This window comes from Photobacterium angustum (genome assembly GCF_003026365.1).
Lineage (GTDB): Bacteria > Pseudomonadota > Gammaproteobacteria > Enterobacterales > Vibrionaceae > Photobacterium > Photobacterium angustum.
In genome coordinates this window covers 48906-63224 of the sequence record NZ_PYOM01000025.1, presented here as the reverse complement: position 1 = coordinate 63224, position 14319 = coordinate 48906, and the positions used below count along the sequence as shown (strand labels likewise).

The 14319-nt window shown below is 42.9% G+C and carries 13 protein-coding genes and 1 pseudogene; 9 read left to right on the top strand and 5 right to left on the bottom strand.

All coding sequences use genetic code 11. From position 1 onward, the window contains the following. Nucleotides 1-64: 64 nt before the first annotated feature. The 4 genes from gyrB to dnaA are packed head-to-tail and all read right to left on the bottom strand — an operon-like array spanning nt 65 to nt 6092. Nucleotides 65-2482 carry a DNA topoisomerase (ATP-hydrolyzing) subunit B gene (gene gyrB / locus CTN01_RS20445; RefSeq protein WP_045084638.1) on the bottom strand — a complete coding sequence of 806 codons (2418 nt, stop codon included), beginning with the start codon at nt 2480-2482 and terminating at the stop codon, nt 65-67. Nucleotides 2483-2501: 19 nt separating this feature from the next. Further along, the gene (gene recF / locus CTN01_RS20440; protein WP_005372252.1) at nt 2502-3584 is read right to left on the bottom strand and encodes a DNA replication/repair protein RecF; all 1083 of its coding nucleotides are present in this window, start codon (nt 3582-3584) and stop codon (nt 2502-2504) included. A gap of 2 nt (nt 3585-3586) precedes the next feature. Further along, entirely contained in the window at nt 3587-4687 is a 1101-nt protein-coding gene (gene dnaN, locus CTN01_RS20435; protein ID WP_005372253.1) for a DNA polymerase III subunit beta, read from the bottom strand. Nucleotide 4688: 1 nt separating this feature from the next. Beyond that, a complete protein-coding gene (gene dnaA / locus CTN01_RS20430; protein ID WP_045084637.1) occupies nt 4689-6092 on the bottom strand; it encodes a chromosomal replication initiator protein DnaA in 1404 nt (467 codons plus the stop codon). Between the two features lie 475 nt (nt 6093-6567). On the opposite strand from dnaA, the gene CTN01_RS20425 reads away from it, so the two are divergent. The 9 genes and pseudogenes from CTN01_RS20425 to mnmE all read left to right on the top strand — a co-directional run bounded on the left by CTN01_RS20425 (nt 6568) and on the right by mnmE (nt 13659). After that, nucleotides 6568-7323, top strand: a complete 756-nt coding sequence (locus tag CTN01_RS20425; protein WP_045128912.1) for an amino acid ABC transporter substrate-binding protein — start codon at nt 6568-6570, stop codon at nt 7321-7323. An 82-nt stretch (nt 7324-7405) separates the two neighbouring features. Then, on the top strand, nt 7406-8077 hold the full coding sequence (locus CTN01_RS20420; protein ID WP_045150129.1) for an amino acid ABC transporter permease: 672 nt from the start codon (nt 7406-7408) through the stop codon (nt 8075-8077). Then, nucleotides 8074-8811, top strand: coding sequence for an amino acid ABC transporter ATP-binding protein (locus tag CTN01_RS20415; protein WP_045150128.1), 738 nt, complete (start codon nt 8074-8076; stop codon nt 8809-8811). The genes CTN01_RS20420 and CTN01_RS20415 overlap by 4 nt, the downstream gene beginning before the upstream one ends. A gap of 183 nt (nt 8812-8994) precedes the next feature. Beyond that, a complete protein-coding gene (gene rpmH, locus CTN01_RS20410) occupies nt 8995-9132 on the top strand; it encodes a 50S ribosomal protein L34 (protein ID WP_005372258.1) in 138 nt (45 codons plus the stop codon). Between the two features lie 15 nt (nt 9133-9147). Next, nucleotides 9148-9504: a ribonuclease P protein component gene (rnpA, locus tag CTN01_RS20405; RefSeq protein ID WP_005372259.1), complete on the top strand. Its 357-nt coding sequence runs from the start codon at nt 9148-9150 to the stop codon at nt 9502-9504. Next, complete coding sequence (gene yidD, locus CTN01_RS20400) at nt 9471-9728, top strand: membrane protein insertion efficiency factor YidD (RefSeq protein ID WP_005372265.1); 258 nt, start codon at nt 9471-9473, stop codon at nt 9726-9728. Before rnpA ends, yidD begins: the two co-directional genes overlap by 34 nt. Nucleotides 9729-9730: 2 nt before the next feature. Continuing rightward, on the top strand, nt 9731-11365 hold the full coding sequence (gene yidC, locus CTN01_RS20395) for a membrane protein insertase YidC (RefSeq protein WP_045150127.1): 1635 nt from the start codon (nt 9731-9733) through the stop codon (nt 11363-11365). Between the two features lie 153 nt (nt 11366-11518). Continuing rightward, nucleotides 11519-12178, top strand: a pseudogene (gene yidC, locus CTN01_RS20390) (membrane protein insertase YidC); the annotation flags it as partial. Between the two features lie 113 nt (nt 12179-12291). After that, a complete protein-coding gene (gene mnmE, locus CTN01_RS20385) occupies nt 12292-13659 on the top strand; it encodes a tRNA uridine-5-carboxymethylaminomethyl(34) synthesis GTPase MnmE (RefSeq protein ID WP_005372275.1) in 1368 nt (455 codons plus the stop codon). Nucleotides 13660-13734: 75 nt separating this feature from the next. Here mnmE and CTN01_RS20380 read toward each other — a convergent pair whose 3' ends face one another. Beyond that, a complete protein-coding gene (locus CTN01_RS20380; RefSeq protein ID WP_045150126.1) occupies nt 13735-14274 on the bottom strand; it encodes an adenosyltransferase in 540 nt (179 codons plus the stop codon). Nucleotides 14275-14319 lie beyond the last annotated feature (45 nt).

Sequence of the window (14319 nt, the reverse complement as noted above, 5' to 3'; positions counted from 1 at the left end):
TAAAAAACGCCGCTATCACTAGCGGCGTTTTTATTAAGCTTGAAAGCCAAACTATACGTTTGTGCTACACGTCAAGGTTAGCAACTTTCAGTGCATTCTCTTCAATGAAGTTACGACGAGGTTCAACCTGATCACCCATTAGACAGGTAAACAGTTCATCTGCTGCAACCGCATCATTGATCGTTACTTGCATCATACGACGGGATTCTGGATCCATCGTTGTTTCCCAAAGCTGCTCTGGGTTCATCTCACCCAGACCTTTGTAGCGCTGCAGAGAAAGACCACGACGAGATTCTTTGTTCAGCCACTCCAATGCACCTTTAAAGCTTGAAACCGCTTGTTTGCGCTCGCCACGTTGAACAAACGCAGTGTCATCAAGTAAACCGTTTAATGCTTCAGAAAGATCTGCAATCTTCGCGTACTCTTTTGAATTCAGTAAATCAAAGCTTAGTAAGTATTCGTGATCAACACCGTGAGTACGAACCACAACTTTAGGTAGGTACACATTGTTTTCTTCATCACGGATAACTTCGAAACTGTACTGACTTTCACCGGATTGTTTAGCATTAAGTGCAGCAATCAATGGTGTTAACCATGCTTCTACTTGTGCTTCTTCAGCCATCATCTCTGTACTTAAACGAGGTTGGTATACAAACTCATTTAACATCAATGATGGGTAGCGACGGCTCATACGCTCAATTAACTTAATACCCGCATTATATTGAGTAACAAGACTTTCTAATGCTGTACCCGTCATTGCTGGTGCGCCATCATTGGCAAACAATGATGCGTTATCCAGTGCCAATGTCGTTTGGTACTGGTTCATGTCTTCATCATCTTTAATGTATTGCTCTTGCTTACCTTTCTTCACTTTGTAAAGTGGTGGCTGAGCAATATAAATGTGACCACGCTCGATTAGCTCTGGCATTTGACGGTAGAAGAAGGTCAATAGTAGCGTACGAATATGCGAACCATCGACGTCGGCATCGGTCATGATAATGATGTTGTGGTAACGCAGTTTATCTGGGTTGTACTCGTCACGACCGATACCACAGCCCATTGCCGTGATAAGTGTTGCCACTTCTTGTGAAGACAGCATCTTGTCGAAACGGGCTTTTTCTACGTTAAGGATCTTACCTTTAAGCGGTAGGATTGCCTGATTTTTACGGTTACGTCCCTGCTTGGCTGAACCGCCAGCAGAGTCCCCTTCCACAATGTAAAGTTCAGATACTGCAGGATCTTTTTCCTGACAATCTGCAAGTTTACCTGGTAGACCCGCTAAATCTAATGCGCCTTTACGACGTGTCATTTCACGCGCTTTACGTGCTGCTTCACGCGCACGTGATGCATCGATGATCTTCGTACACACGGTTTTCGCATCTGCTGGGTTTTCTAATAGGAACTCAGCAAGCTTTTCGTTCATTGCAGATTCAACAGCCGCTTTCACTTCGCTTGAAACTAGCTTGTCTTTAGTCTGGCTAGAGAACTTAGGATCCGGCACTTTCACAGAGATAACTGCCGTTAAACCTTCACGGGCATCATCACCGGATGTCGCAGCTTTCGCTTTCTTCGAGTAACCTTCTTTATCCATGAACGAGTTCAGCGTACGTGTTAACGCACCACGGAAACCCGCTAAGTGCGTACCACCATCTCGTTGAGGGATGTTGTTCGTAAAGCAGTAAATGCTTTCTTGGAAACCGTCGTTCCACTGCATTGCTACTTCAACCGAAATACCGTCATCACGCTCACTATCAAAGTGGAAAACCTTCGGATGAATTGGCGTTTTGTTACGGTTTAAGTGCTCTACGAATGCGCGAATACCACCTTCATACATGAAGTGATCTTCTTTACCATCTTCACGCTCATCACTTAAGTTGATTGATACGCCAGAGTTTAGGAATGAAAGCTCACGTAAACGCTTTGCTAAAATATCGTAGTGGAATTCGATATTGGTAAAGGTGTCTTCACTTGGCCAAAAACGGATTCGTGTACCAGTTTTTTCAGTATCACCGATCACAGCTAATGGCGCATCAGGTACACCATGACGGTATACTTGTTGGTAAATGTGACCAGCACGTTGAATAGTTAACTCTACTTTTTCAGATAAGGCGTTTACAACTGATACACCTACACCGTGTAGACCACCTGATACTTTGTAAGAGTTATCATCGAACTTACCACCAGCGTGAAGTACCGTCATGATAACTTCTGCTGCTGATACACCTTCTTCTTCGTGCATCTCGGTAGGAATACCACGACCGTCATCGCTTACCGATACCGAACCATCTTCATGGATAGTAACAATGATATCTTCACAGTGACCAGCAAGAGCTTCATCGATAGAGTTATCGACAACCTCAAAAACCATGTGGTGCAAGCCAGTACCATCATCGGTATCACCGATGTACATTCCTGGGCGCTTACGTACCGCATCGAGGCCTTTAAGCACCTTAATGCTTGATGAATCGTAATTATTGGACATTGAGTTACTCTCGCTTTAATTATCCTGCGGTTATTTTACCGTGTTCCACATGGAACAACTTGCCATTCTCATCAAGCATATCGGCAACTTGATCGTCACTAATAGCACTGATAAAGACTTGGGCGTTCGTTTCCTTTAATCGTTGCGCTAGCAACGCTCGCCTGTGGCTATCCAATTCGGAAGCAAAATCATCAATAAGGTAAATACATTGTTTGCCAGTCGCTTCTGTAAGGTGTAAACCTTGCGCTAAGCGCAAAGCACACACCATCAATTTCAGTTGTCCACGAGACAACACGTCCTCAACAGGCGTACCGGCAACCTTTATTCGTAAATCAGCTTTATGTGGCCCACTTACGGTATAGCCAAGTTGGCAATCACGTTCAAAATTGCGCTGCAACAACTCAGCATAAGGTGTTTCTTTTTCCCAGCCTCGGTAAAAGCCGAGTTGAATATCAAATTCAGGGAGAAAAACCTGAAATATCTCTGCGGCTTTTTCTTTTACCGCAGAAATGTAATCTTTACGCCATACGCTTATTTCTTCTGCCAATAAGGCAAGCTCTTGATCCCAGTAACTGAGCTCTCGATAACTGCGGGCAGTTTTTAATAAGGCATTACGTTGTTTGGTTAATCGCTTTAAGCGCGCCCATGCATGGTAGAACTTAGGTTCAACATGAAACACGCCCCAATCGATAAACGCTCGGCGGTATTTAGGACCGCCGATTAATAAATCAAATCCTTCAGGGGTTATCAACTGTAATGGCAAAATCTGAGCAAGTTGTGCCAATTTTTGATTGGACTCCCCTGCTATTTTAACGTCAGTTGTCCCATCACGTTTTTTGTTGATCCCTATCGGCAGCATTAACTGAGTTTGGTTATCAACTACTCGACCATGAATAAACAGCTCAGCCTGTTCATGGCGGATCACTCTGCTCGTTAAGTGGCTACGGAACGAACGACCATGACCTAAGTAATGGATAGCTTCCAATACACTGGTTTTGCCACTACCGTTAGCACCCACTAAAAAGTTAAAGCCAGCAGCTAATGCTAAATCACACGATGCAATATTACGAAAGTCATGCACCATCAAACGAGTAAGTGCCATACCTATAGTCTGATAGGCATCACCACATACATGGCTTCATCGTTAGTGGCATCTTCAATTAACGACGGCGCATTAGCATCAGATAATGACAAACGGACTTGATCGCATTTAAGGGTGTTTAATACATCCAACACATAGCTCACGTTAAAACCAATTTCTAAGCTATCGCCTTGGTAATCAACATCAAGAAACTCTTCTGCTTCTTCTTGCTCTGGGTTGTTTGCCGTAATACGCATCTCACCATTAGACAAGTTAACACGCACACCACGGAATTTTTCGTTTGATAAAATCGCCGCACGAGCAAATGCATTACGCATCTCTTCACAGCCAGCTTCTACAAACTTAGTGCTGTTTTGTGGCATAACGCGACGATAATCAGGGAAACGTCCATCAACTAATTTAGATGTGAAGACAAAATTGTTCACTGTCGCGCGAATATTTGAATTACCAATTTGAATGTTAACTAACGATTCAGGGTTATCAAATAGACGAACCAACTCTAATACCCCTTTACGCGGTACGATAATTTGCTTCGTTGGTAATTCATGACCCGTATCAATCGCACATACCGCCATACGGTGGCCATCAGTTGCTACTGATCGTAAATGCTGACCATCAGTTTCAAACAACATACCATTTAAGTAGTAACGAACATCTTGATTAGCCATTGAAAACTGCGTGCTATCAATCAACTGACGCATACGGCCTTGTTCAAGCGTAAATTCAACTTCGCTTTGCCAATCTTCAATATTTGGGAAATCAGCAGCAGGCAGTGTGGTTAATGTATAACGGCTACGGCTTGAACGAATAAGTACGCGATCACCTTCGTAACTCACCGAAATAGTGGCATTACTTGGTAAACCACGACAAATATCGAGGAACTTACGAGAAGGTACAGTAACCGTACCGGATTCATAATCCCCTTCAAGGGCAACCTTGGCGATAAGTTCAACTTCAAGATCGGTACCCGTCATCGACAAGCAACCATCTTCTACTTTCAACAAGATATTACCTAAAATCGGTAATGATGGACGACCACCAAGTGCTGCAGCAACTTGTTGTAAAGGCTTTAATAAATATTCGCGTTCGACGGTAAATTTCATATCAAGACGACAATGTTCTAATTAGGTTTGAATAATCTTCTTTAATATCGTGGCTCTCTTCACGCAGTTGCTCGATCTTACGGCAAGCATGAAGCACGGTAGTATGATCGCGACCACCAAAAGCATCACCGATCTCAGGAAGACTGTGGTTGGTCAATTCTTTTGCCAGTGCCATTGCCATCTGACGAGGACGTGCAACACTGCGAGAACGACGCTTAGACAACATATCAGCCATCTTTATTTTATAGTATTCAGCAACAGTCTTCTGAATATTATCTATCGTGACCAGCTTTTCTTGCAGTGCTAATAGATCACGCAATGCTTCACGAACAAAATCAATCGTGATCGCACGACCAGTGAAGTTTGCATTGGCAATAACACGGTTCAATGCCCCTTCTAACTCACGGACATTTGAACGAAGACGCTTGGCAATAAAGAACGCCACTTCATCAGCCAGACGAATATTATGATCTTCCGCCTTCTTCATTAAAATAGCAACGCGTGTTTCAAGCTCTGGCGGCTCAATTGCTACCGTTAAGCCCCAACCAAAACGAGATTTTAATCGATCCTCAACCCCGTTAATTTCACGCGGGTAACGATCTGAAGTCAGAATGATTTGCTGATTACCTTCTAATAACGCATTAAAGGTATGGAAGAACTCTTCTTGAGAACGCTCTTTATTAGCAAAGAATTGAATATCATCAATCAATAATGCATCAACGCTACGGTAATAACGTTTAAACTCTTCAATCGCATTATTTTGTAAGGCTTTGACCATATCCTGTACAAAACGTTCTGAATGCATGTAAACCACTTTGGCATTCGGTTTACGGTTAGCAATCGCATTACCGACCGCATGCAATAGGTGCGTTTTACCTAACCCGGTACCGCCATATAAAAACAATGGATTATACGCCGCTCCCGGATTATCAGATACCTGACGACACGCCGCTAAACCTAACTGGTTAGATTTACCTTCAACAAAATTATTGAAATTATGTTTTGGGTTGACGTTAGAACGGTAACCACCTGGCGATTCATTCTGCACCGGAGAAGAAGGTGCAGGCTCAGAGTGGACTGCTGGTTGAGGTTCTACTGCAGGTTTTGACTTTGGCAAAGTAAAAACAGGTGGCGCAACAGGCTGCGGCGGTGCTGCAACGGGTTTGCTCCCCACTTCAAAATGCAGGCTCGGTGCATCTGCACCACAAAACTCATTAAGTAGACGATTGATGCTATTAAGATATTTATCGCGAACCCAATCTAATACAAATCGATTAGGAGCAAATAATGTCAAAGTATGATCATTTAATTCAGCCTGAAGCGGACGTAGCCACATACTGAATTCTGTCGCAGGGAGTTCTTCTTGAAGGCGTTGAAGGCACTGCAACCATAGCGAAGATGACAAGGTAGACTCCACACTGAATAAACAAAACATAAAAGGAAGATAATTTTATACTCGCTGAACAAGGATCACCAGTAAAGAGATCGCAGATCCAGTGAATAAGATCGAACTTATGCACATAGATCGCACTACAAGATGTAAGATCAGCACAAATTAACCCACCATTACCCACAGCTATATTAACACAGCTAGCACAAAGATAAGTCTTTCATTCCCCGTTAAATGGTATTTTTACTTAAGAATGACCATTTTATCATCGTCAATTATCATCCACAGGGAAAAGTTTTCATTGTGGGTAACCTTTTCTATCAATTTCCTCGCTCATACCATGCAGAAAAGACATGATGACACACGGTAATATGCTAGCAATTAAACAAATAGTTATTTCAAATAACTGTAAATTATTATCTTTATCATTTAATGCCAAGGTAGGATTTATTACACACATAAAACACTACGAATAAAAGGTAAATACCGAATGAAAAACTGGATTAAACCCGCAGTTGTTGCCACAACACTGCTTGCATGTTCTACCACCAGCGTTATGGCAGCAACTACGGTAAAAGTCGGTATGTCTGGACGTTATTTCCCTTTTACATTTGTTAGTAACGACAAATTACAGGGATTTGAAGTCGACCTTTGGCATGAGATTGGTAAACGTAATGACTATAAGGTTGAATTTGTCACCGCAAGTTTCTCAGGGTTGTTTGGACAATTAGAGACTGGACGTATTGATACCATTTCAAACCAAATTACCATTACACCAGAACGCCAAGCCAAATTCTTATTTAGCCAACCTTATGTCATTGATGGTGCGCAATTAGTGGTAAGAAAAGGCAATAATACAATCCACTCGACAGCCGATTTAGATAGCAAAACCGTTGGTGTTAATCTCGGTTCAAACTACGAGCAATTATTACGAGATCTACCTAACGCTAAACAAATCAACATCAAGACGTATGACAGTGGTATTGAACAAGATGTCGCATTAGGACGAACAGATGCCTTTGTTATGGATCGTTTATCTTCCGTTGCAATTATCAAAGATAAACCCTTACCGCTTCAGTTAGCTGGTCAACCGTTTGCAACCATTGAAAATGCGTGGCCGTTTTTAAATACCTCCCACGGTAAATTGCTTCAACAGCAAGTGAATACGGCATTAGCAGCAATGCGCAAAGACGGCACTCTAACGGCTATTTCAACCAAATGGTTCGATAACGATATTACCCAATAAAAATCACGCTCCCACCATTGGCATTTTAGCCCAATGGTGGCTATTTCTAGCTTCCATACCTTCAGTACAACGGATCATCATTATGGGTTTTGATTTTAATTACATGCTGTCGTTGATGCCTATATTGTTGAAATACCTACCAACAACATTATTAATGGCAACCATTGGCGCAATATTCGCCCTCGTAGTCGGCCTTATTCTCGCGTTAATACGGATTTACCAATTACCACTACTCAATACACTGACTCAGCTTTATATAAGTTTCTTTCGCGCTACCCCATTACTGGTACAGCTCTTTTTACTTTATTACGGCTTACCACAGATCATACCAAGCTTAGTCGGGCTAGATGCATTTAGCGCAGCCGTGATTGGTCTTAGTCTGCATTTTGCCGCGTACATGGCTGAAAGTATTCGTGCTGCAATTACAGGGGTTGATCGAAGCCAACGTGAAGCGAGTTTGGCGATTGGTATGACAGAGTGGCAAACAATGCGGCGTATTATTTTACCGCAAGCCACCCGTATCGCCTTACCGTCGTTGATGAATTACTTTATCGATATGATCAAATCCACATCACTCGCGTTTACGCTTGGCGTACCAGAGATTATGGCCAAAGCACAAATGGAAGCCTCATCAAGCTTTAAATTTTTTGAAGCATTCTTGGCTGTTGCAATGATTTATTGGGCTGTTGTGGTAGTGCTTACTCGCTTACAACAACTGGCTGAAACCCGTTTAGACAGGGCATATGTACGATGATAAAGATCAAACAACTTACCAAACAGTTTGGTGAACATACTGTCTTTAGTAACCTTGATTTAGAGATAAAAAAAGGCGAAATCGTAGCAATTATTGGCCCATCAGGTACTGGGAAATCGACTTTTTTACGCTGCCTTAATTATCTTGATAGTGCTAATAGCGGTTCGATCACTATCAATACCACCACGATTGACTGCACACAGCCGAAAAAAAATGAGATTTTAGCTCTTCGCCGCCAAACCGGGTTTGTGTTTCAAAATTACGCCTTGTTTAATCATCTCACAGCGCAACAAAATATCAGTGAAGGATTAGAAGTCGTTAAAGGCCAGAGTAAACAACAAGCTAAAGCACGTGCTTTAGAAATTTTGAGCGATATTGGTTTATCCGATAAAGCCAACGCTTATCCAGCAGCACTCTCAGGCGGTCAACAACAACGTATTGGTATTGGTCGAGCAATGGCATTAGATGCTGAATTATTGTTACTTGATGAGCCAACATCAGCCCTGGATCCCCTATGGGTCAATGAGGTATTAAGCTTGATCAAACAATTAGCGCAACAACAGCAAACCATGTTGATCGTCACCCACGAATTACAGTTTGCCCGAGAAGTCGCCGATAGAGTGATCTTCATGGCTGACGGCGAGTTTGTCGAGCAAGGGCCACCACAACAGATCTTCACTCAACCTAAGGATCCACGGCTACAAGCGTTCTTAACACAAATTGAGATCCAATAAGGATCCTTGAAGTTCGCCTAATAAAAAGTATAATGCAGCGCCCGTTGCCAGTTACACGTATATTTATTGACTCTTTGTTAGTCAGTGATTACAATTCCGCCTCTTTGTTAGAGGTGTTTGACTAATTTAAGTCGAAGACTGGTAACGAACTTAAAAACTGATCAGTTAATTTAAGGTAACAAAATGTCTAAACGTACTTTCCAACCAACTGTTCTTAAGCGTAAGCGTACTCACGGTTTCCGTGCTCGCATGGCTACTAAGAACGGTCGTGCAACAATCAATGCACGTCGCGCTAAAGGCCGTAAGCGTCTTTCTAAGTAATCATCGACGATTATTTTGAAGAACTACGCTTTTTCTCGGGAGTTACGCTTGTTAACTCCCGAACATTATAAAACTGTCTTCCAGCAAGCTCATCGTGCTGGCTCTCCTCACTTAACTATTCTTGCCCGTTCTAACGAACTAAACTGCCCCCGTCTTGGTCTGGCTGTTCCAAAAAAACAGATTAAAACTGCTGTAGATAGAAATCGCTTTAAACGTATTGTGCGTGAAAGTTTTCGTCTGAAACAACATCAGCTTCCAGCAAAAGACTTCGTAGTGATTGCAAAGAAATCAGCTAACGAGTTGAGTAACGAAGAACTCTTCAAGTTGTTAGATAAGTTATGGCATCGCCTGTCTCGCCCTTCGCGTGGCTAGTCGTAGGACTAGTCCGCTTTTACCAACTGGCAATCAGTCCTCTCCTTGGGCCACGCTGTCGTTTCACTCCGACCTGCTCCCAATATGCGATCGAAGCTGTAAAAACGCATGGAGCGTTAAAAGGTTGTTGGTTAGCGGCGAAACGTCTATTAAAATGTCACCCTTTAAATGACGGTGGTTACGACCCCGTTCCGCCAACTAAGCATAACGACAGAGAACATTAACTATGGGTTCCCAACGTAATATTCTGTTAATTGCCCTACTTTTTGTCTCATTCTTATTATTTCAACAATGGAATGCTGACAAAACTCCTAAGCCTCAAAGCCAAGGTGTAGCGCAACAATCGACACAAAGCAGTGATATCCCGTCACATTCTGCTGAAGGTCAGCCACTAACTGATCAAACTAGCTCACAAAACTTAATTACCATTAAAACGGATGTACTGGAATTAACAGTCGATACGCTTGGTGGTGATGTAGTTGATGCTAAACTTCTAAAATACAACAACACACTAGATTCAAAAGACCCGTTTGTACTGCTTAACGATACAGATGGTCATGACTATATTGCACAATCAGGTTTAATCGGCCCGAATGGTGCTGATTCTCAACAAGGTGGCCGTGCGCAATACAGCGTAACAGCAAAAGACTTTGTAATGGGTCCTGAGCAAAATGAATTACGTGTACCGATGACATTCACTAAAGATGGCATCAATTACACCAAAACATTTGTTCTTAAGCGTAATGATTACGCTGTTAACGTTGATTACACTGTTGCGAACAACACTGATAAAGCAGCAAGCGTGCAAATGTATGCTCAGCTTCGCCATAAGCTAAGTGATTCAGGCGGTAGCCTAACTATGCCTACTTACCTAGGTGGCGCATACTCAGCGAACGATACTAAGTACAAGAAATACAGTTTCGACGACATGAAGGATAAGAACCTTGATGTTGCTGCGAACGAAGGTTGGGTTGCTATCATGCAACACTACTTTGTTTCTGCTTGGATCCCACGCGATGGCGCAGATCAAACGTCTCAAGTTTACTCGACCACAAGTAATGGTAACGGCTACATTGGTGTTCGTATGCCAATCGAAACGGTAGCACCGGGTCAAAGTAAAGAAATCAAAGCAACGCTTTGGGTTGGTCCTAAACTTCAGAACGAAATGGCTGCAACGGCGAAGAACCTTAACCTAACAGTTGATTACGGTTGGCTATGGTTTATCGCAAACCCACTACACAAGCTTTTGTCATTTATCCATGGCCTTGTGGGTAACTGGGGTATTGCAATCATCATCCTAACGTTCATTGTTCGTGGTGCAATGTACCCACTAACAAAAGCGCAATACACGTCTATGGCTAAAATGCGTATGCTACAGCCAAAGATCCAAGCAATGCGTGAGCGTTTAGGCGACGACCGTCAACGTCAAAGCCAAGAGATGATGGAACTTTACAAGAAAGAGAAAGTTAACCCACTGGGTGGCTGTCTTCCTATCTTGCTACAGATGCCAATCTTCATTGCACTGTACTGGGCATTAATGGAATCAGTTGAATTGCGTCACGCGCCATTCTTCGGTTGGATCCATGACTTGTCAGCACAAGACCCGTACTACGTGCTACCTATCTTAATGGGTATCACTATGTTCTTTATCCAGAAGATGAGTCCGTCAACAGTGACAGACCCTATGCAGCAGAAGATCATGACCTTTATGCCGGTTATGTTTACTTTCTTCTTCCTGTTCTTCCCTTCAGGTCTAGTACTTTACTGGTTAGTGTCAAACATCGTGACGTTAATCCAGCAAACTATTATTTTCCGTGCCCTTGAGAAAAAAGGCTTACACAGCAGTAAAAAAGCGAAGTAATCTTCTCTAGCACTAAAAGGCGACCCTCGGGTCGCCTTTTTTATTTGCATTACTCGGACTTTAATACGATTATTGTTGGTTAAAATTTAATCTTTATATGGTAGAGCTCAGCACAACATTATGAATCCAGATTTAAATACAGCAGCACTCCCTGATTACGGTTGGTCATCCTTTATCGCCAGTCCTTTACATGAACTTCTTGCCTTCATTCATGGCATCGTGGGTAACTGGGGCGTCGCCATCATTATTCTAACGCTGATCGTCCGTGGCTTAATGTATCCGCTAACTAAAGCGCAATACACATCAATGGCTAAGATGCGTATGCTACAACCGAAAATCCAAGCGATGCGTGAGCGTTGTGGCGACGACCGTCAACGTCAAAGCCAAGAGATGATGGAGTTGTACAAGAAAGAGAAAGTTAACCCATTGGGTGGTTGCTTGCCTTTGCTAATACAAATGCCCATTTTTATTGCGCTTTATACCGTATTGAATCTATCTACAGAGCTGCGTAACGCGCCCTTTTTTGGTTGGATCCAAAACTTATCAGCGCAAGACCCGTACTACGTGCTACCGATTTTAATGGGGATCTCAATGTTCTTTATCCAAAAGAATAGTCCCTCTACTGTCACCGATCCCATGCAACAGAAAATAATGACGTTCATGCCGGTAATATTCACGGTTTTCTTCTTGTACTTCCCAGCCGGACTTGTGTTGTATTGGTTAACCTCCAATATTGTCACCTTGATCCAGCAAACCATTATTTTCCGTAAATTAGAACAACAAGGCTTACACAGTAGAAAAAAGACGAAGTAAGAGAATATTTGCACTGAGGTGGCTTTTTAGTCACCTTTTTTATTTGCCTAATTAGGTGTTACACGCAACACTAGTTTACAATTCCCCTGTTTTTATCAAGCAAAGCCAAGGTTATGAATCAACACATCGATACTATTGTCGCTCAAGCGACACCGCCGGGTCGTGGTGGCGTCGGCATCATCCGCGTTTCAGGCCCTAAAGCCAAAGAGGTTGCGCTTGCTGTTGCAGGTCGCGAGCTGAAGACGCGTTACGCTGAATACCTTCCTTTTAAAAATGAAGATGGCACCGCACTGGATCAAGGCATCGCCCTCTTTTTTAAAGGCCCTAACTCATTTACTGGCGAAGATGTGTTGGAACTCCAAGGTCATGGTGGCCCTGTACTGATGGATATGATGATCCGTCGTATCTTAAAAATTGACGGGATCCGTGCAGCACGCCCAGGTGAGTTCTCAGAGCGCGCCTTTATGAACGATAAGCTCGATTTAGCGCAAGCAGAAGCCATTGCCGACTTAATTGATGCAAGCTCTGAAGAAGCGGCAAAGAGTGCGTTTAAATCACTGCAAGGTGCATTCTCAACCAAAGTCAATGAACTGGTTGAAGCCTTGATCCATTTACGTATCTTTGTAGAAGCAGCAATTGATTTCCCAGAAGAAGAAATTGATTTTCTTTCTGACGGTAAAGTCGGTGGTGATTTAAATGGCATTATCGATCGCTTAAATGCAGTACGTAAAGAAGCCAACCAAGGCGCGATTATGCGTGAAGGCATGAAAGTCGTCATTGCTGGCCGCCCTAATGCAGGTAAATCTAGCCTGTTAAATGCCCTATCGGGTAAAGACAGCGCGATTGTGACAGATATCGCGGGTACGACTCGTGACGTATTGCGTGAGCATATCCACATTGATGGTATGCCACTGCACATTATTGATACCGCAGGTTTACGTGAAGCCTCTGATGAAGTAGAGCGCATTGGTATTGAGCGTGCGTGGGATGAAATTGCACATGCTGATCGCGTTCTGTTTATGGTTGATAGCACCACGACAGATGCGACTGATCCCAAAGAGATCTGGCCTGACTTCATTGAGCGTCTGCCGGCTGATATGGGCTTAACTGTCATTCGTAACAAAGCAGAACTTACCGGTGAACAAGCGGGTATCTGTCATGCCAATAATCCAACTTTAATTCGATTATCAGCACGTACGGGGGATGGTGTAGATGCACTGCGTGAACACCTAAAACAATGTATGGGGTTCTCTGGTACCACTGAAGGCGGCTTTATGGCACGCCGTCGTCACTTAGATGCTCTAGAGCGTGCCGCTGAGCACCTTGCTATAGGTAAAGAGCAACTTGAAGGCTTTATGGCAGGTGAAATCCTTGCCGAAGAGTTACGTCTTGCTCAACAACACTTAAGTGAGATCACCGGCGAATTTACATCGGATGATTTACTCGGTCGTATCTTTACCTCGTTCTGTATTGGTAAGTAAATACTAACCATTAATAACAGAAACAAAAAAGCCTCATATTACTTTGATATATGAGGCTTTTTATTGTTTTTTATCTTAGCTTTTCGGCGCTTTCGGATAATTAATACTGATGTATTCCGGCTCTTCTATTCCCGCTTGCTGGTTCAATACCCGCGTTAACGCAAAGTAGTAGTTCACTAACAAATTAGCAAAGCGTGGTAAGGCTTCAGGTACCTTTTTTCCCGAAGCATCCACTAACACTAATTGGCGTACCACTTTCTTTGCTAAGCTTCGACACTGATGTAACAGCACAACCGAACCTACTCCACGAGGCAAAACAAAGCGTTTATTGTTATCTGTTACCTGATCTCGGAAATGATGGTAATCAGATTTTAGTTTCTCGATATCAGCTTCAAAAATCCCGCATTTACCCCGAATAGAGCCATTAAGATGGAAGATATATGGCTGTAGCCATGCTAATGATTGGCGGATCTCCCCCTCTTCAAGTTGAGATAATGCCAGCCCTGTATAAGTGCATAACTCATCGGTTAGAATTTCAAAATCACACAGGGGGGAGTCTTCAAAGATAAAGGGATAAGCCAGCTCATCAATATCACCTGAGAACTTTAATGTCATTGGTACCACCTAAAGATAACGAATACGGCGATATTAACAGAGTGA